The organism is Streptomyces sp. NPDC036815 (genome assembly GCF_055609205.1).
The window spans coordinates 19,125-37,333 of record NZ_JBVJPW010000016.1; the positions used below are offsets into that span (position 1 = coordinate 19,125).

18 protein-coding genes and 1 pseudogene are annotated in these 18,209 nt (G+C 70.9%); 8 read left to right on the forward strand and 11 right to left on the reverse strand.

Translation table 11 applies throughout. The features are described from left to right. Positions 1-163 precede the first annotated feature (163 nt). The 6 genes from ACZ69I_RS27540 to ACZ69I_RS27565 form a co-directional block, all read right to left on the reverse strand. Positions 164-580, reverse strand: a complete 417-nt coding sequence (locus tag ACZ69I_RS27540) for an ATP-binding protein (RefSeq protein ID WP_467680842.1) — start codon at positions 578-580, stop codon at positions 164-166. Between the two features lie 116 nt (positions 581-696). Further along, positions 697-1,185 (reverse strand): (deoxy)nucleoside triphosphate pyrophosphohydrolase, encoded by a 489-nt coding sequence (locus ACZ69I_RS27545; RefSeq protein WP_470835277.1) that lies wholly within the window; start codon positions 1,183-1,185, stop codon positions 697-699. A 44-nt stretch (positions 1,186-1,229) separates the two neighbouring features. After that, on the reverse strand, positions 1,230-1,415 hold the full coding sequence (locus tag ACZ69I_RS27550; protein WP_467680846.1) for an SPOR domain-containing protein: 186 nt from the start codon (positions 1,413-1,415) through the stop codon (positions 1,230-1,232). 160 nt (positions 1,416-1,575) lie between these two features. Next, positions 1,576-2,331, reverse strand: coding sequence for a GntR family transcriptional regulator (locus tag ACZ69I_RS27555; protein ID WP_389719864.1), 756 nt, complete (start codon positions 2,329-2,331; stop codon positions 1,576-1,578). Between the two features lie 112 nt (positions 2,332-2,443). Next, positions 2,444-3,661, reverse strand: coding sequence for an alpha/beta hydrolase fold domain-containing protein (locus tag ACZ69I_RS27560; protein ID WP_470835279.1), 1,218 nt, complete (start codon positions 3,659-3,661; stop codon positions 2,444-2,446). A gap of 162 nt (positions 3,662-3,823) precedes the next feature. Next, on the reverse strand, positions 3,824-5,398 hold the full coding sequence (locus tag ACZ69I_RS27565) for a S8 family peptidase (RefSeq protein WP_467680850.1): 1,575 nt from the start codon (positions 5,396-5,398) through the stop codon (positions 3,824-3,826). Between the two features lie 289 nt (positions 5,399-5,687). Between ACZ69I_RS27565 and ACZ69I_RS27570 the strand changes: the two genes are divergently transcribed. Both ACZ69I_RS27570 and ACZ69I_RS27575 read left to right on the forward strand, forming a co-directional pair. Next, positions 5,688-6,854 (forward strand): threonine synthase, encoded by a 1,167-nt coding sequence (locus ACZ69I_RS27570; protein ID WP_470835280.1) that lies wholly within the window; start codon positions 5,688-5,690, stop codon positions 6,852-6,854. 961 nt (positions 6,855-7,815) lie between these two features. Continuing rightward, positions 7,816-7,932: pseudogene (locus tag ACZ69I_RS27575) on the forward strand (Uma2 family endonuclease); the annotation flags it as partial. 100 nt (positions 7,933-8,032) lie between these two features. Here ACZ69I_RS27575 and ychF read toward each other — a convergent pair. Beyond that, positions 8,033-9,121, reverse strand: coding sequence for a redox-regulated ATPase YchF (gene ychF, locus ACZ69I_RS27580; RefSeq protein ID WP_467680854.1), 1,089 nt, complete (start codon positions 9,119-9,121; stop codon positions 8,033-8,035). 197 nt (positions 9,122-9,318) lie between these two features. Here ychF and ACZ69I_RS27585 point away from each other — a divergent pair, with 197 nt between their 5' ends. Then, positions 9,319-9,972: a DUF6542 domain-containing protein gene (locus tag ACZ69I_RS27585; protein WP_470835282.1), complete on the forward strand. Its 654-nt coding sequence runs from the start codon at positions 9,319-9,321 to the stop codon at positions 9,970-9,972. Between the two features lie 76 nt (positions 9,973-10,048). Here the strand turns inward: ACZ69I_RS27585 and ppgK are convergent, their stop codons facing one another. Together ppgK and ACZ69I_RS27595 are read right to left on the reverse strand one after the other, a co-directional pair. Next, positions 10,049-10,789, reverse strand: a complete 741-nt coding sequence (gene ppgK / locus ACZ69I_RS27590; protein WP_470835283.1) for a polyphosphate--glucose phosphotransferase — start codon at positions 10,787-10,789, stop codon at positions 10,049-10,051. 66 nt (positions 10,790-10,855) lie between these two features. Further along, a complete protein-coding gene (locus ACZ69I_RS27595; protein WP_467680860.1) occupies positions 10,856-11,839 on the reverse strand; it encodes a 4-hydroxy-3-methylbut-2-enyl diphosphate reductase in 984 nt (327 codons plus the stop codon). 85 nt (positions 11,840-11,924) lie between these two features. Here ACZ69I_RS27595 and ACZ69I_RS27600 point away from each other — a divergent pair, with 85 nt between their 5' ends. The 4 genes from ACZ69I_RS27600 to ACZ69I_RS27615 all read left to right on the forward strand — a co-directional run bounded on the left by ACZ69I_RS27600 (position 11,925) and on the right by ACZ69I_RS27615 (position 15,792). Next, positions 11,925-13,337: an APC family permease gene (locus tag ACZ69I_RS27600; protein WP_470835285.1), complete on the forward strand. Its 1,413-nt coding sequence runs from the start codon at positions 11,925-11,927 to the stop codon at positions 13,335-13,337. A 167-nt stretch (positions 13,338-13,504) separates the two neighbouring features. Continuing rightward, positions 13,505-14,776, forward strand: coding sequence for an exodeoxyribonuclease VII large subunit (gene xseA / locus ACZ69I_RS27605; RefSeq protein WP_470835286.1), 1,272 nt, complete (start codon positions 13,505-13,507; stop codon positions 14,774-14,776). Between the two features lie 9 nt (positions 14,777-14,785). After that, complete coding sequence (locus tag ACZ69I_RS27610; RefSeq protein ID WP_470835287.1) at positions 14,786-15,043, forward strand: exodeoxyribonuclease VII small subunit; 258 nt, start codon at positions 14,786-14,788, stop codon at positions 15,041-15,043. A gap of 158 nt (positions 15,044-15,201) precedes the next feature. Then, positions 15,202-15,792, forward strand: a complete 591-nt coding sequence (locus tag ACZ69I_RS27615; protein ID WP_467680868.1) for a malonic semialdehyde reductase — start codon at positions 15,202-15,204, stop codon at positions 15,790-15,792. A gap of 171 nt (positions 15,793-15,963) precedes the next feature. On the opposite strand, the gene ACZ69I_RS27620 is transcribed toward ACZ69I_RS27615, so the two are convergent. After that, the gene (locus ACZ69I_RS27620) at positions 15,964-16,482 is read right to left on the reverse strand and encodes a DUF4245 domain-containing protein (protein WP_470835288.1); all 519 of its coding nucleotides are present in this window, start codon (positions 16,480-16,482) and stop codon (positions 15,964-15,966) included. A gap of 186 nt (positions 16,483-16,668) precedes the next feature. Between ACZ69I_RS27620 and glpX the strand changes: the two genes are divergently transcribed. Further along, entirely contained in the window at positions 16,669-17,700 is a 1,032-nt protein-coding gene (gene glpX / locus ACZ69I_RS27625) for a class II fructose-bisphosphatase (RefSeq protein ID WP_470835289.1), read from the forward strand. Positions 17,701-17,781: 81 nt separating this feature from the next. Here glpX and ACZ69I_RS27630 read toward each other — a convergent pair whose 3' ends face one another. Further along, a complete protein-coding gene (locus ACZ69I_RS27630; RefSeq protein ID WP_361715714.1) occupies positions 17,782-18,156 on the reverse strand; it encodes a WhiB family transcriptional regulator in 375 nt (124 codons plus the stop codon). Positions 18,157-18,209: the final 53 nt, after the last annotated feature.

Below are 18,209 nucleotides of genomic sequence, written 5' to 3' on the forward strand. Positions count from 1 at the left end.
CCCTCCAGCTCACCGCGCCCGGCACCGGTCACCGCGTACGGCTGACCGCAGTATCCAGCACTACGGTGCCGCGCCACACGGCGTTCACGATCACAGCACGCACTCGACGCTTTTTGGCCCGTGCCGCTCTTGTGCCGGACGCCCATCGCACACTGCCAGTCTTCTAACCCGGCAACGCCAGCTCGAACCACACCGTCTTCCCCGTCCTGCCCGTACGACCCGGCCGCGTTCCCCAGCGCCGCGACGAGCGGGAGACCAGCTGCAGACCGCGCCCGCCCTCGTCGTCGGGTGCGGCCATCCGTTCGAGCGGCGGGTCGGGGAGGGGGTCGGAGACCTCCACGAGGAGCGTGCCCGTGGGCCCGGCGGGCCGTACGAGCCGTACGCCGATGGGCCCGGAGGCATGGCGCAGCGAATTGGTCACCAGTTCGCTGACGAGCAGCACGGTGATGTCACCCAGGGCCGTGAGGCCCCAGTCCGCGAGTTGTTTGCGCACGACGGCTCGGGCGGTGCGGACCGCGCCGGGGTCCGCGGGAAAGGCCCACTCGGCGCAGTCGCCTTCGGTGTCGATCACGCCGATCACTTCCAGACCAGTAGCTGAACCTGTCCGGTTTCATGGGGTTAATGGGCACATACCCGATATCCAGGTGGGTTTACCGCGCCATGAGGCGCACTGTGGCACGAACGGCGTAGGCGGGATCAGCGCGCGGCGTGCGGCGCGCCGAGCGCCGCCTCGACGGCGGGCACGTCCGCGGTCAGCCAGTCGACCGACCAGACGCGGTCGGGAGCGAGCCAGCGCAGCTCGTCGTGGTCCTGCAGGGGTCTCGGGTCACCCGAGACGAGCCGGGCCGTCCACACCCGCAGGACGTACCCCTTGGCGAGCGGCCACTCGCCGGGCACCCGCCCTGTCAGTTCGGCCTCGACGCCCAGTTCCTCGCGGAGCTCGCGCACCAGCGCGTCCTCGCACCGCTCGCCGGGCTCGACCTTGCCGCCGGGCAGCTCCCAGCCGCCCGCGAGCTCGGGGGGTGCGCTGCGCCGTGCGGCGAACAGGTGTCCGCCGTCGTAGAGGGCGGCGCCCACCACGACCCGTTCCTGCGCCGGATCGCGTGCGTCCACCGTGCGGTGTCCGTCCGCCGTGCGGTGTCCATCCGCGGGGCTGTGTCCGTCCGCGGGGCCATGTCCGTTCATGCGCCGGAGCCTAGGCGAGGCCCGTCCGGCGGTGGGCGAAGGGTTCAGCGGCCGCTGCCGTTCTGGCTCAGCCTCTCGACGGAGTAGAGCTGGCGGTGGCCGCGGTCGTCGAGGCTGTCCGCGATGCGCTGCGCCTCGGCCTTCGTCGCGTACCTGCCCACGCGATAGCGGTTGCCGTTGCCGTCCTGCCGTATCACGAACCAGGGCAGCAGGCCCGTACCGTCATTCATCGCGCCCCTCCGCTCGCCACCCCCGGCGCGCCCCACGCCTCGATCAGTAAGGAAACCGCAATCCGCATATGCCCGAGCCTACGCCCGACCTTCACTCAGCGGATACGGCTTTGCACAAAGAGGTACGCAGGGGGGTTGCTATCGGCCAGCGCGGCGCGGGCTACTTCACGGGCAGGTGGTACGCGATCCGATAGCGGTCGGCGGGCACCACGATGTCGGCCGTCTCGACCGGCCTGCCCGACGCGTAGTACGTCCGGTGGACGACGAGGACCACATGGCCGGGTACCCCGCCGAGCGCCGTGAGCTCCTCGGCCAGGCCGGGGCGTGCGCCCACGTCCTCCGCGACGTTGTCCACGACGACGTCGATGGCCGCCATCCGCTCCACCACTCCGCAGCCGCCGAGCGGCCCCTCCTCGGGGAGCATCACGGGCGAGCGGCCGGTGACGGCGAGGGGCTCCCAGGAGGTGGAGAGCATCATGGCCTCCCCCGCGTCCCGGAAGACGTACTTCGTGCACATCACGCGGTCGCCGGGACGGATGTCGAGCCGCTCGGCGACCGCGACGCTCGCCTCGACCTGCTCGCTGCGGGACTCCCAGGTGCCGCGCGCGCCGTCCGCGGCCTGCTCCTGGCGGAACGGCGTCGATCCGCCGTTCGCCGCGCGGTACCCGGCGCGGGCGACCTTGCGCGGGGCGGGGTGCTCCCGCACATAGGTGCCGGATCCGGAGCGGCCCTCGACGAGGCCCTCCGCCATCAGGACCTTGCGCGCCTCCAGGGCGACCGTGTCCGAGACCCCGTACTCCTCGCGGATCCTGGCCTGCGAGGGGAGCCGGGTGTGCGGCGGCAGCGAACCGTCGACGATCTTCTTGCGGAGATCACCCGCGACGCGCAGATACGCCGGCTGCTCACCGAAAGTCACTAGCCACTCCCATCACGTTGACAGACAGCAACAGCCTGGCAACCGTGGGTTGTTGGGTGCAACCCAAGGCCAAGGATTCACCCGATGTGATGATTTCTTGCGGTGCGGGTCTTTACGCAGGGCCTTTCCGCGGATATGGGGAACGCTCGAGGGAGCCGAGGAAACGCTTCGTCGCGGCCCGCGCGATCTGACTGCCCCAGCCGCCCCAGTTCACGTCGAAACAGTGGTCGGCCCACGGGAGTTCGATGTACGTCGCCGGGGCGCCGACCCCCTTCAGGCGCCGGGCCAGTTCGCGCGCCTGCGCCACCGGCACCGCGCGGTCCGCGCTCCCGTGCAGCAGCAGCGTCGGCGGGACGTCGCCGCGGACGAGGCGCGCCGGTGAGCCCAGACGGTAGCGGGCGGGGGCGGTGGCCGCCGAACCGCCCATCAGGCGGGGCATCATGGGGTCGCCGCGCAGCGCGGTGCCGGCGATCAGGCGCCCCATGTCGGTGGGCCCGTAGAGCGAGATGACCCCCGCGACCGAGCTGTCCCGCACCGGGCACGACGCCGGGACCCGGCTGTCGCCCTGCGTGTAGGCGGCGGCGAGCGCGAGATTTCCACCGGCCGAACTCCCCGCGAGGAGCAGGCGTCCGGGGTCGATGCCGTACACGCGCGCGTGCCTCCGCACCCAGCCGACCGCGCACTTCACATCGCCGATCTGGTCGAGCTGGGTGGCGCGGGGCGCGAGGCGGTAGTCGACGTCGAAGACCGACCACCCGCGGGCGTTGAACCACCGGTTCCACTCGGGGGTCTGACTGCGGTGCCCCTTGTTCCAGCCGCCGCCGTGCACCCAGACGACGGCGGGCCGTCGCACCGTTTCCCGCTTGGGCAGCGCCCAGAGGTCGAGCCTCAGCCTCTGCCCCCGCTCCGGGTGCGCCCCGCGGACCGCGCCCACGCGCGCGTACGTGAGCGTGCGCGTGCGGTCGGGCACCTTGGCGTAGTTGATGCCGTCGAAGTACTGGGCGGGGGCGAGCTGTTGGCCCGCTCGCCGGGCGGCGCCGTATGCGGCCGCGTACGGCATGACGCCGTACACGAGGGCGGCGAAGGAGGCGAGCGCGGCGAGCCCCGCGCACCAGGGGTGACGCCGTCCCGCGCACGCGGCGGCGGCGAGTCCGAGCAGCCCCGGCGGCAGCAGCACGAGCCCCCAGGAGGTGATGGCGCCCGCGACCAGCACCAGGAGGGGGACGCGGGGCAGCGGGGCGGCGACGAGGACGGTGAGTGCCGCGTTCAGGAGCCCGGCGCTGAGGAGCAGAATCCTGGCCACGGCGGGAGGCGGCACGGCGGACGTCACACCGAAGAACTATCACAGAAGCGGACAAAAGCTCTCTAGGGTGATCGCTCTGGTGACCTTGCGCCCTCGCGGCGGGCGGGTCGACGACCCGGAGCCGCGCCGCGAGGACTTCTGCCATCGGGAGTTGCCGGTTGCCGGTCAAGGACTACCCAGGGGTTCCGCCTAGAACTGCAGGCTCCACGAGTCGATCTTGCCGGTGTCCTGCGCCGCGTTGTCGCTGACCCGCAGCTTCCACGTGCCGTTGGCCGTCTCCGAGGAGGCATTCACGGTGTACGTGGTGTTGATGTTGTCCGAGCTGCCGCCGGTCCCGTAGCCCTTGAGCGTGTAGGCCGTGCCGTCGGGGGCGATCAGCTGGACCTGGAGGTCGCCGATGTAGGTGTGCTGGATGGTGACCGGCACGCTCAGTGCGGCGGGCGCGTTGCCCGGGACCTCGGTCACGGTCACCGGGGACTCAGCCGTGGCGTTGTCCTGGATCGGGTAGTCCGTGTCGTTCGTGAACTTCTTGCCCGGCGGGTTGGTGGTGCCACCCGTGACGTTCAGGAGGCGGTTGGGCGAGCCCGAGCCGGGGCTGCCGACGACGCCCGTCGAGGAGGCGCTGACCAGGGCGGCGGACACCTGCGCCGGGGTCGACGTGGGGTTCTGGCCCAGGTAGATCGCAGCCGCGCCCGCGACGTGCGGGGAGGCCATCGACGTACCGGAGATGGTGTTGGTCGCCGTGTCGCCCGAGTTCCACGTCGAGGTGATCGAGGAGCCCGGGGCGAAGATGTCGAGGATGCTGCCGTAGTTGGAGTAGCTCGCCCGCGCGTCGGTGTTGGTCGTGGCACCGACGGTGATGGCCTCCGCCACGCGTGCGGGGGACTTGGTCGACGCGTCGGTCGACTCGTTGCCCGCCGCGACGGCGTACGTGATGCCGGACGCGATGGAGTTGCGTACGGCCGTGTCCAGCGCGCTGTCGGCGCCGCCGCCGAGCGACATGTTGGCGACGGCGGGCTTGACCGCGTTCTTCGTCACCCAGTCGATGCCCGCGACGACCTGCGCGGTCGTCCCTGAGCCCTGGTTGTTCAGGACGCGGACGCCGACGATCTTCGCCTTCTTGGCGACGCCGTGCAGGGTGCCGGCGACGGTGCCCGAGACGTGCGTGCCGTGGCCGTGGCCGTCCTGCGCGGTGTTGTCGTTGTCGATGGCGTCGTAGCCGTAGGAGGCGCGGCCGCCGAAGTCGGTGTGGCTGATGCGGACGCCGGTGTCGATGATGTACGCCGTGACGCCCTCGCCCGCGGAGTCCGGGTAGGTGTACTTCTGGTCCAGCGGCAGGTTCTTCTGATCGATGCGGTCCAGACCCCAGGACGGCGGGTTGTTCTGGGTCGCGGTGGCGGTGAACGTCCGGTTCTGGACGACCATGTCGACCGCCGGGTCGGCCGCGAACTTCTTCGCCTCGGCCTCGGAGAGCTCGACCGCGTAGCCGTTGAGGGCCTTGTCGTAGGTCCGCTCGATCTTGGCGCCGTACTCCTTGGCCAGGGCCTTGCCCTCGGCCGAGCGGGCCTTCGGCGCGTTCTTGTCGAGGCTCACGATGTAGCTGTTCTTGATCACTCCGGGGGCGCCGGCGTTCTCGATCGTGCCTTCCGCGCGGTCCGGCCGGGCATTCGCCGGGAGGGCGGAGACGGCGCCGAGGGCGAGGGCCGCGACCGCTGTCGCGCTGATCCCGGCCAGTCTTCGGCGGTTATGACGCATCACTGCCATCTGAGGGGTCCTCCTCAATAGGTGGTGCGTTGGTGGGGGATGGGTACGGATGGGTACGGATTGGTGCCGTGGTGCCCACACTCACGGGGGCGGGCGGCAGGGCCATGTCAAGGCGACGTGCCGACGTTTACCTCCGTCCGGACGAAAGATTGGCGGATCCATAGGGAACCCACAAGAGCCAGGACAGGACGTAACACGGCTACGGAGTTCCGCTCCTGACGCCCCGTCACCACCCCCACCGGACCTCCTGCGCCCCTGCCTCACCAACCGCCCCGACTAGCCTGCGCGCATGACCACTGCCACGGATGCGCCCGCCCTGCCCGACTACGTGTGTCCGGCCGACGGGACGCGCGTACCCACGGCCTCGCTCGCCTGGTCCTGCCCCGTCTGTCGCGGCCCTCTCGACCTGGACTTCTCCCCCACGCCCGCGCCGCTCGGCAGTCTGTCCGGCCGCGTGAACTCCCTCTGGCGGTACGCGGAATGTCTGCCGTTGCGCACTCCCGCGATCTCCCTCGGCGAAGGCCGCACGCCCCTCGTCGAACTGGAGGGAAACGTCTCGGCCAAGCTGGACTTCCTGATGCCCACGCTCTCCTTCAAGGACCGCGGGGCGGTCGTCCTCGCCGCCCTCGCGCGCCGCCTCGCTCCCGATCGGGTGATCGCCGACAGCAGTGGCAACGCGGGCACGGCCGTCGCCGCGTACTGCGCGCGGGCCGGGCTCCCCTGCACCGTGTACGTCCCCGCCGGTACGTCGCCGAAGAAGCTGGCGCAGATCGGTGCGCACGGGGCATGGCTCGAAGTCGTCGACGGCGACCGCGAGGCGGCGGCCCACGCGGCCCGCGCCGCCGCCGACGAACCCGGCACGTTCTACGCATCCCACGTCCACAACCCCTACTTCCTCCACGGCACCAAGACGTACGTCCACGAACTCTGGGAAGACCTCGGCGGCACGCTGCCCGACGCGCTCGTCGTCCCCGTCGGCAACGGGACGCTGCTGCTGGGCGCGGCGCTCGCGGTGCGGGAGCTGTACGGGGCCGGGCTCATCGCGCGCCGGCCCGCGCTGTACGCGGTGCAGTCGGCGGTGGTTGCTCCGCTGGCTGAGGCGTGGCGGGCTGGTGCGGAGGATCTGCTCGGTGAGGCCGCGTCGGCGGGGGCCGGGACGTCGGCGGGGGCGGGGGCGGGGGCGGGGGCGGCTACGTTCGCGGAGGGCATCGCGATTTCTCGGCCTCTTCGGGCGCGGCAGATTCTTCGGGCGGTACGTGAATCGGGGGGCGCCTTTTTGACGGTGACGGAGGAGCAGATCGTGGCGGGGCAGCGGGATCTGGCTTCTCGGGGCCTGTACGTCGAGTCGACCGGGGTGGCGTGTTGGGCGGCTGTACGGGAGGGGGCCCTCGGGGATCGCGGGGTGGTGGTTCCACTGTGTGGGGCGGGGGTGAAGACGGGGCTAGTGGGGGCGTGAGGTTGGGCGGGGGCGCCGCTTGATGGGCCGGAGTCTTTGACGGTTGCCGGGGCCGCCCGGTTTTTTGCGGAGTGTGGCGCCTCCGGGCCGGCAGTAAAGGGCGCTCCTACGTCGCGTCGGCTGCGCCGATTCCGCTGCGCTCCACCCTTGACTCCCGCCCCTCCACCGCACGTTGACTTTGACCCGGACGGCCAGGGGTGGGACCCACGGGACTGCCTACGGGGTCATCACCATTCATCGCCGGGTGCGGACCGGCCCATCGTGAGCGGCCGCCCCGGTGCGCGCTCGGCCAGCCGCCCGGCCTCGCCGCTCGGGTCATCGGCTCTCGCTGCCGGGTGCGGACCGGTCCATCGTGGGGCGCTGTCACGGGCACAGGGCTGCCCGACATCCATGCAGGATCTGCCCTCTCGGGAACCTGCTTCGGGAAAGTTGCGAATTGGGACGCCGCGCGCCCCCTCCATGACGAATGTGCCGTGCACCGCCGGACGGGATTGGCACCAGCCCGGCACCGGTCCTCCAGGGCATCAACTTTGGGAAAGTTGCGAAGCAGACTGCCGCGCGCCCCCCGTCATGCGCACTGCGCCCCCAGTCACGTGAACTCTCGACCGCAACACCCCCCTGATGGGCGGTCTGGGGGAGGGCGCGTGGGATGTGACCGGGGGGCGCGCGCCGACTTGCTTCGCAACTTTCCCAAAGTAGGTTCCCGGGAGCGCCCGACCGAGCCACGACGGTGAAACGGCCACACACGATGGGCCGGACCGCACCCGGCAGCGAAAGGGAATGACCCATCCTCGCGATCCCGTCGGCCCCACCCCTGGCCGTCCGGTCAAAGTCAGGCGGGCAAGCGCGACCCCGACGCCTCCGCGGCCGACGCGATCAGCGCGCTGGACGACCTGATCACGACGAGCCTCGTGGGCCAGCAGGAGGACGACCGGTGCGGTGACCGGCATCCTCAACCGCGACCGGCGCCTACGCGCCCGCAGGGATCTTCCGGGGCACCCTCCAGCGCCCGGTGCTCTTCGAGATCAGCCTGGACCTCGACAAGCTCACACCACCACGAGGCACACCGAGCAGCTGAGAAGTCGGCACGGAAACGCACCAGGGGTCGGACCCACCGGGTCCGACCCCTTCTGACCTGCCCATGCGACCAAGAGACCTGGCCTGCAGGAACGAGAACGCTAGACGTTGAAGCGGAACTCCACCACATCCCCGTCCTGCATCACATACTCCTTGCCCTCCATACGCGCCTTCCCCTTCGCGCGCGCCTCCGTCACCGAGCCCGTCTCCACCAGGTCCTCGAAGGAGATGACCTCCGCCTTGATGAAGCCCTTCTGGAAGTCGGTGTGGATGACACCGGCCGCCTCGGGGGCCGTCGCGCCCTGCTTGATCGTCCAGGCGCGGGACTCCTTGGGGCCTGCCGTGAGGTAGGTCTGGAGGCCGAGCGTACGGAAGCCGACGTGGGCGAGGGTGGCGAGGCCGGGCTCTTCCTGGCCCACGGACTGGAGGAGTTCGAGGGCCTCCTCGTCGTCGAGCTCCGCGAGGTCCGCCTCCAGCTTGGCGTTGAGGAAGATCGCCTCGGCGGGGGCGACCAGCGCCCGCTGCTCGGCCTTGAAGTCGTCGTCCGTCAGCTCGTCCTCGTCCACGTTGAAGACGTAGAGGAAGGGCTTGGTGGTGAGGAGGTGGAGGTCGTGCAGGAGCTCCTCCTTGCCGGAGCCCTGGACGATGCCGGCGGAGAAGAGCGTGTCGCCCTTTTCCAGGATCGCCTGGGCCTCCTCGACCGCCTTCACCTTCGGAGCGATGTCCTTCTTGATGCGCGACTCCTTCTGGAGGCGCGGCAGGACCTTCTCGATGGTCTGGAGGTCGGCGAGGATCAGCTCGGTGTTGATCGTCTCGATGTCGTCCTTGGGCGAGACCTTGCCGTCGACGTGGACGACGTTCTCGTCCTTGAAGGCGCGGATGACCTGGCAGATGGCGTCCGACTCGCGGATGTTCGCGAGGAACTTGTTGCCCAGGCCCTCGCCCTCGCTCGCGCCGCGCACGATGCCCGCGATGTCGACGAAGTCGACGGTCGCCGGGAGGACCTTCTGCGAGGAGAAGATCTCGGCCAGTTTCGTGAGGCGGGGGTCGGGGACGCCGACCACGCCCACGTTCGGCTCGATCGTCGCGAACGGGTAGTTGGCCGCAAGGACGTCGTTCTTGGTCAGGGCGTTGAACAGGGTCGACTTGCCGACATTCGGCAGACCGACGATTCCGATCGTGAGCGACACGTTGCGACTTCCCGTACGTGAGGGCTGTGGGTGGACGGCCCGGAGGGCCGGAGCGACCGTGGGGCGATCCCCCAGTCTACGGCGTGCCGCCGACGCCACCGTCGGCCCGTCGCCGCCCCGTCGAACGCATGGCCAAGGTCGTCCCAAAGGCGTGTCCCGCAACGGGTTCGGCGCGGTGTCCCGCCTAGGTTGGTCCAGTGGAGCAACACAGGACGCGTCCCCCTCAGCCCCGGACCACCTCACCGGCGCGGCCCCGCCGGACCGCCCCGCTGCCCCCGCAGAGCCGGCCCGCCTCCGCGGGCACGGTGTACCGGAGCCCGCCACGTCCGCGCCGCCCCGTCCCGCCGTTCGTCCGGGCACTGCGCCGGCACCCGCTCTACCGGACGCTGCGCCGCATTCCGAACCCCCGCCTCACCGGGCTCGGCAGCGGCCTCTTCTGCACCGCGGTGATGTTCCTGCTCGCGTGTCTGCTGCGCCTGGTCGCGGGCGGTTCCGTCGTCGCGTACGGCGTGCTGTTCCTGCCCGTCGCCGCGCTCACCGCCCTGTGGGTGCGCCCGGCGGACCTGGTCACCGCCCCCGTGGGCGTACCGATCGCCTTCGCGGCCGGGGTGCTGCCCATCTCCGAGGGGTCGGACGGGTTCGGCGGCCAGGTCATGGGACTCGTGACGACGCTGGCCTTCCACGCGGGCTGGCTGTACGGGGGGACGCTCGTCGCCGGACTCATCGTGACCGTACGCCGGGTCCGGCTGATGACGCAGCGGCGGCAGGCCCGCACGCAGCGCCCGGTCGGCAGCGGTGGCCGTGACGGGGGCGGTGGCCGTGGTGGCGGCAAGCGGCTCCCCGCCGCTTGAGAAACCCCGGAGTCCCGGAGTCCGTTAGCCCTGCAGGCCCCGGAGCCCGCGCCGCGCCCCGGGACCACGTCGAGCGCTACGCCTCGGCCGCCGCCATCGCCGCTCCCACGATGCCCGCGTTGTTCTGCAGCTGGGCCGGGACGATCTCCGCCGCGATGCCCTCGATGAGCGGCAGGAACTTGTGCGCCTTGCGGCTCACCCCGCCGCCGATGATGAACAGCTCCGGCGAGAACAGCATCTCCACGTGCGCGAGGTACTTCTGGACGCGGCGCGCCCAGTGCTCCCAGCTCAGGTCCTCGTCCTCGCGCGCCTTGGAGGAGGCCTTCTTCTCCGCGTCGTGGCCGCTCAGTTCGAGGTGGCCGAGCTCGGTGTTGGGGACCAGTCTGCCCCCGGTGAAGAGCGCGCTGCCGATGCCCGTGCCGAGGGTGAGCAGGATGACCGTGCCCTTGCGGTCGCGGCCCGCGCCGAAGTGCATCTCGGCCACGCCCGCCGCGTCGGCGTCGTTCAGGACGGTCACGGGGGCGCCGCCCAGCCGGTCGGAGACCAGCTTCTGGATGTCCGTACCGATCCAGCTCTTGTCGACGTTGGCCGCGGTGCGGGCCGTGCCGCCGGTGATCACGCCGGGGAAGGTCGCCCCGATGGGGCCCTTCCAGCCGAAGTGCTCGACCACCTCGCGCACGCCCTCGACCACGGACTCCGGCGTCGCCGGGTGCGGGGTCAGCACCTTGTGCCGCTCTTGCGTCAGGTCTCCACGGTCCAGGTCAACGGGCGCGCCCTTGATCCCTGATCCGCCGATGTCCACACCGAAGATCTGCATGGCTCCCACCGTACGACGCGCTCGGCCCGTATGACGGACTGAGCGCGCTCGGCCCGTACCGCGCGCTCAGCCCTGGGACAGCTCGGCCGCCTCGGCGCGCAGGTCCCTGCGGAGCTCCTTGGGGAGGGAGAAGGTGATGGACTCCTCGGCGGTCTTGACCGTCTCCACGTCGCCGTAACCCCGCTCGGCCAGCCACTCGATGACGCCGTCCACCAGGACGTCCGGCACGGAGGCGCCCGAGGTCAGGCCGACCGTGGTCACGCCCTCCAGCCAGGCCTCGTCGATCTCGTCGGCGTTGTCGACGAGGTAGGAGGCGGCGGCGCCCGCGTCCAGGGCGACCTCGACCATGCGGATGGAGTTCGAGGAGTTCTTGGAGCCGACGACGATGACCAGCTCGGCGTCCTCGGCGAGCTTCTTCACCGCGGTCTGGCGGTTCTGCGTGGCGTAGCAGATGTCGTCGCTGGGCGGCGAGAGCAGGTTCGGGAACTTGCCCTTCAGGGCGTCGACCGTCTCCATCGTCTCGTCCACGGAGAGCGTGGTCTGGGAGAGCCAGACGACCTTGTCCGGGTCGCGGACCTCGACGTTCGCGACGTCCTCGGGGCCGTCGACCAGCGTGATGTGGTCGGGCGCCTCGCCGGACGTGCCGATGACCTCCTCGTGGCCCTCGTGACCGATCAGGAGGATGTCGAAGTCGTCCTTGGCGTACCGGACCGCTTCCTTGTGGACCTTGGTGACCAGCGGGCACGTGGCGTCGATGGTGGCGAGCTTGCGCTCGGCGGCCTCCGCGTGGACGGTCGGGGCCACGCCGTGCGCGGAGAACATCACGATGGAGCCCTCGGGGACCTCCGCCGTCTGCTCGACGAAGATCGCACCCTTCTTCTCCAGGGTCCGCACCACGTATTTGTTGTGGACGATCTCGTGGCGGACATAGATCGGGGCCCCGTACTGCTCCAGGGCCTTCTCGACGGCGATCACGGCACGGTCCACGCCGGCGCAGTAGCCACGGGGAGCGGCGAGCAGGACACGGCGGGTGCCAGGCGTTGCAGTCATGCCCACCATCGTAAGGCCGCGTCCAGCGCGTCAAAGATCGCCCTGTTGGAGAGACTGGGGGCCTGCGTCGAGCTACGGAGGCACGATGTCCGGTCAGTCCGCCAGTACGGGAGCCCATGCCGGGAACGGGGGGCCCGCCGAGCCCGCCGGGGGCGAGGAGCTGCGGCGAAGTCTCGGCTTCCGTGACCTCGTCGTCTACGGGCTGCTCTTCATCGCCCCCATGGCGCCGGTCGGCGTCTTCGGCACGCTCGACGCGAAGTCGCACGGCGCCGTCGCCCTCGTCTACCTGGTCGCCACGGTCGCGATGGCGTTCACCGCTTTCAGTTACGCGCAGATGGTGCGCGTGGTCCCCCGGGCGGGGTCCGTCTTCGCCTACGCGCGCGCGGGGCTCGGCGAGGGCCCCGGGTTCATCGCCGGGTGGATGGCGATGCTCGACTACCTCCTCATCCCGGCCGTCGCCTACCTCTTCTCCGGCATCGCCATGAACTCCCTGGTGCCTTCGGTGTCCCGGTGGGTGTGGACGGCGCTCGCGGTGCTCATCACGACCGCGCTCAACCTGTGGGGCGTGCGCGCGGCGGCCCGGGTGGGCTTCGCGGTGCTCGCCATGGAGGTCGTGGTGCTGCTGGTCTTCATCGTGGCCGCGGTGGTCGTCCTGGTACGGGACGGGGCGCAGCGCGACTGGCTCTCGCCGCTGACGGGTGACGGCTCGCAGGGCGCGTTCGCGCTGTCGGCGGTGGTCGGCGCGGTGTCGATCGCCGTCCTTTCGTACCTGGGCTTCGACGCCATCGCGTCCTTCGCGGAGGAGGTGACGGGCGGGTCGGCGAAGGTCGCGCGGGCGGTGCTCGTCTGCCTGGCGCTCGCGGGCTTCCTGTTCATCCTCCAGACGTACCTGGTGGCCCTCCTGGAGCCGCTGTCCTCCGCCGAGCTCGCGGCGGAGCCGGGCAAGCAGGGCACGGCGTTCTACGACGCGGTGGATTCGGCGGCGGGATCGTGGCTGCACGATCTGGTGGCCGTGAGCAAGGCGATCGGCGCGGCGTTCGCGGCGCTCGCCGGGCAGGCGGCCGCGGGGCGACTGCTCTTCGCGATGGCGCGTGACCGGCGGCTGCCGAAGGTCCTGGCCAGGACGTACTCCGGGACGCCTCGGGTGGCGTTGCTGGGTGCGGCGGTGGTGACGTTGGTGGCGGCGGTGTGGGCGGCGCGGCGGGACGACGGGATGGACCACCTCGTGTCGGTGGTCGACATCGGGGCTCTGACCGCGTTCCTGCTGCTGCACGCGAGCGTGGTGGGGTGGTTCGCCCTGCGCCACCGTGACACTGCGTTCAGCTGGTGGCGGCATGTGCTGGTGCCCGTGCTCGGGGCGGCGATCGTGGTGGCGGTCATCTGGGAGGCGTCCACCTCTGCGCAGGTGGTGGGGGCGGTCTGGCTTGGGGTGGGGTTGGTTGTGCTGTTGGTGCAGGGGCGGGGGTGGGGGCGGGGGCAGGAACGGGTGCGGGGCTGAGGTCGCGTCCCTGATCCCCTTCCGTGCGGGTGCGTCGTGGTTGCTCGCGCAGTTCCCCGCGCCCCTCAGCGGCGATTGGCTCCCAGCACCCCGTCACGCTAAGCGGCGATTGGGCCCCTCGTGCGCGGACCACGGGAGTTGTCGGTGGGGGCCGTTACGCTCGGTGTATGGCTCGCAATACGTCCGCCGACGCGCCGATCCCCGTCGGCGAGGTGTCCCGGCTCATCGGTGGGTGGATCGATCGGCTCGGTGCCGTCTGGGTCGAGGGGCAGATCACGCAGCTGTCCCGCAGGCCCGGCGCCGGTGTCGTCTTCATGACGTTGCGCGATCCGTCGCACGACATCTCGGTGAGCGTCACCTGTTACCGCCAGGTGTTCGACGCAGTGGCGGACGTCGTCTCCGAGGGCGCCCGTGTCGTCGTACGGGCCAAGCCCGAGTGGTACGAGCGGCGGGGGCAGCTGTCGCTGCGGGCCGCCGAGATAAAGCCGGTCGGCGTCGGTGAGCTGCTCGCCCGCATCGAGCAGTTGAAGAAGAGCCTCGCCGCGGAGGGGCTCTTCTCTCCCGAGCGCAAGAAGACGCTGCCGTTCCTGCCGCAGCTCATCGGCCTCGTCACCGGCCGCGCCTCGGCCGCCGAGCGGGACGTCCTGGAGAACGCCAGGCACCGCTGGCCCGCCGTCCGCTTCGAGGTGCGCAACGTCCCCGTGCAGGGCGTGCACGCCGTGCCGCAGGTCGTCCAGGCCGTGAAGGATCTCGACGCGCACGACGAGGTCGACGTGATCATCGTGGCGCGCGGCGGCGGCAGCGTGGAGGACCTGCTGCCGTTCTCCGACGAGCAGCTGGTGCGGGCCGTCGCCTCCTGCCGTACGCCCGTCGTCTCCGCGATCGGGCACGAGCCGGACAACCCCCTGCTCGACCACGTGGCCGACCTGCGCGCCTCCACGCCGACCGACGCGGCCAAGAAGGTCGTGCCGGACGTCGGCGAGGAATACGAGCGCGTGCAGTGGCTCCGGGACCGCGCCCGGCGCAGCGTCGACGCCTTCCTCGACCGCGAGGTCCGCGGCCTGGCGCACGCCCTGGCCCGCCCCTCCATGGAGCACCCGCACCGGATGGTCGAGGAGCGCGAGGAGCAGGTCACGGCGCTCGTCGACCGCAGCCGCCGCACGCTCGGGCACCTCCTCGACCGGGCCGGTTCCGAGCTGACGCACACGCACGCGCGCGTGGTGGCCCTCTCCCCCGCCGCGACCCTCCAGAGGGGGTACGCGGTCCTGCAGAAGCCGGACGGCACGGTGGTCCGGGCGCCGGACGAGGTGGCCGTCGACGAGGAGCTGCGGGCGCGGGTCGCCGAGGGCGCCTTCACCGTACGAGCGGTGGACACCGCGGAACGGACCACCGCGGCACCGACGGACGACGCGGACCGTACGAACAACGCCGAGAATTAGGGTGGGCGCATGACCAGCAAGACGGACGAGGCCACGGTCCCCACGGACGCGCTCGGATACGAGCAGGCGCGGGACGAGCTGATCGAGGTCGTACGCCGCCTGGAGACCGGCGGGACGACCCTGGAGGAGTCGCTCGCGCTGTGGGAGCGCGGCGAGGAGCTGGCGAAGATCTGCCGCCGCTGGCTGGACGGCGCGCGGGCCCGGCTCGACGCGGCCCTGGCGGGTCCTGACGCGGACGACGAGGCCGGTGGCGACCGGGACGTCTGAGGCCTCGGCGCCGAAAACAGTCCTGACCTGCGGTTTGTGAAGCGGATCACGCAGGTCCAGTTTTGGTTGAAAGTTGAACAGTGGCGGCGTACTGTCGTGTTCGCGAGCCCGGTGACGGGTTCGGCAGACACCCCCCGTACGTTCAAGAAGGTTGATCCATGTCTCTCGTACTTGACCCCGCCGCCCAGGACCTGCTCTTCCGCGAGGCCCGCACCGCGAACACCTTCACCGACGAGCCGGTCACCGAGGAGCAGGTCCAGGCGATCTACGACCTGGTCAAGTACGGCCCGACCGCGTTCAACCAGTCGCCGCTGCGCGTCACCCTGGTCCGCTCCCCCGAGGCCCGCGAGCGCCTGGTCCAGCACATGGCCGAGGGCAACCGCCCGAAGACGGCGGCCGCGCCGCTCGTCGCGATCCTCTCCGCGGACAACGAGTTCCACGAGGAGCTCCCGGCGCTGTTCCCGCACTTCCCGCAGGCCAAGGACGCCTTCTTCTCGGAGCGCCCGGTCCGCGAGCAGGCCGCCCTGGTCAACGCCACGCTGCAGGCCGGTTACTTCATCGTCGGCGTCCGCGCCGCCGGTCTGGCCGCGGGCCCGATGACCGGCTTCGACTTCGCCGGCGTCCAGAAGGAGTTCCTGGACGACGACCACACCCCGCTGATGATCGTCAACATCGGCAAGCCGGGCGAGGACGCCTGGTTCCCGCGCTCCCCGCGCCTGGCCTTCGACGACGTCATCACGACGGTCTGAGACCGCGGCAGACGCAGAAGAGGGCCCCGGCGATGCGCCGGGGCCCTCTTCGCGTGTCGGTACCGGCGTGTCGGTACCGGCGTGTCCGTACCGAGCGACATCGTCCGCCACGCCTGGCACGCTCAGGACGTCCCAGTACATCCCAGTACGTCCCAGAACGTCCCGGACGTCTCAGGACATCTTCAGCGACTCCGTCATCTTCGTCAGCTGTCCGAAGGACGCCGTACCGGTGACCACCGTCGTCGCGCCCTTCTCCTCGCTCACCAGGGCGTTGTACTTCGGGCCCTCGTAGCGCCGCCAGGTCCGGCCGCCGATCTCGTCGGTGGCCTCGGTCTTCGTGGCCTTCTGCGTGACGTCCCTGATGAACGCGGCCGGCTTGCCGGTGGACTGCTCGATCGCGATGTACTCCTCGTCCGGGTCGAGGAAGCCCAGGTGCCAGGTGTCGTCCTCGGCGCCGTTGAACCGCACCGACGTCGGCTTCCAGGTCTTGGGCAGGCCCTCGGGCGCCGCCACGGGATACGCCGCGGCCCGCCGCGCCGTCAGGAGCTCCACCCGGTAGTCGACCCGCTTGACGGCGGTCTTGGACTCGTCATGCGGGACGAAGATGTAGATCACGCCCGCCGCGAGGGCGATCACCACCAACGACCAGAGCATGTTCTTGACGGTCTGAGTGCCTTGTCTTCCTGCCACGCCTCCATGGTCTCAGGCGCCGCCCGCGCTTCTTCCCCCGGTGCCTCCGTCGGCGTCCGGCTCGGCGCCCCCGGCCCGTCCGGTCCGCTCATGCGTGGGGCCCACTGCTCATTTTGTCGGCCTACGGATAGAGTCATCACCATCCCTCATCCGGCCGTCGTCGTATCAGCAGAAAGGTGCGCTCCGATGACCGAGCATCATCTCCCGTCCGAGCTCGAGGTCTCCCCCGAGGCTCCCGACCGCAACCTCGCCCTGGAGCTCGTCCGGGTCACCGAGGCCGCCGCCATGGCCGCGGGCCGCTGGGTCGGCCGCGGCGACAAGAACGGCGCGGACGGCGCGGCCGTCAGGGCCATGCGGACCCTCGTCCACACCGTCTCGATGAACGGCATCGTCGTCATCGGCGAGGGCGAGAAGGACGAGGCCCCGATGCTCTTCAACGGAGAGCGCATCGGTGACAGCACGGGCGCCGAGGTCGACATCGCCGTCGACCCGATCGACGGCACGACCCTCTGCGCGAAGGGCATGCCGAACGCCATCGCCGTGCTCGCCGCCGCCGACCGCGGCGCGATGTTCGACCCGTCCGCCGTCTTCTACATGGACAAGCTGGTCACGGGCCCCGAGGCCGCGGACTACGTGGACATCAACGCGCCCGCCTCGGTCAACATCCGCCGCGTCGCGAAGGCCAAGAACTCCTCGCCCGAGGACGTCACGGTCATGATCCTCGACCGCCCCCGCCACGAGGGCATCGTCAAGGAGATCCGCGAGACCGGCGCCCGCATCAAGTTCATCTCGGACGGCGACGTCGCGGGCTCGGTCATGGCCGTCCGCGAGGGCACCGGCGTCGACCTGCTCATGGGCATCGGCGGCACCCCCGAGGGCATCATCTCGGCCTGCGCGATCAAGTGCCTGGGCGGTGTGATCCAGGGCAAGCTGTGGCCCAAGGACGACGCCGAGCGCCAGCGCGCCATCGACGCGGGCCACGACCTGGACCGCACGCTCTCCACGGACGACCTGGTCAAGGGCGACAACGTCTTCTTCGTCGCGACCGGCATCACCGACGGCGAGCTGCTCCAGGGCGTGCGCTACCGGGCGGCGACGGCCTCCACCTCGTCGCTGGTCATGCGCTCCAAGTCGGGCACGATCCGCAAGATCGACTCCGAACACCGGCTGTCGAAGCTGCGCGCGTACAGCGCGGTCGACTTCGACCGGGCCAAGTAGGCGCGGCAGCGGTACGCGGGCCGTACGCATGCCGAAGGGGGCGTCCCGTGCGGGGGACGCCCCCTTCGGCCTGTGGCCGTGCTATCCGGCGGCCGCGATGCCCGCCGCGTGGGACGCCTTCTTCAGCTCCAGGTCGCGCCGGCGGCGGCGGGCCAGGACCACGCGGCGCTCGGCGGCGGTGAGGCCGCCCCACACGCCGTACGGCTCCGGCTGCAGCAGGGCGTGTTCGCGGCACTCGACCATCACGGGGCAGCGGGCGCAGACGCGCTTGGCGGCCTCCTCCCGCGACAGCCGCGCCGCGGTCGGCTCCTTGGACGGGGCGAAGAACAGTCCGGCTTCGTCACGGCGGCACACGGCTTCGGTGTGCCACGGGGCGTCATCATCCCGATCTCGCATGGGCGACCGCTGGGCCGGAACTGCGGCGACCTGCAGAGACTGATGCGACGGTTGCAGCACGGGTCTACTCCTGACGACGGCTTCGCGAGCGAGAGACGATGCAGCAAGCTCTA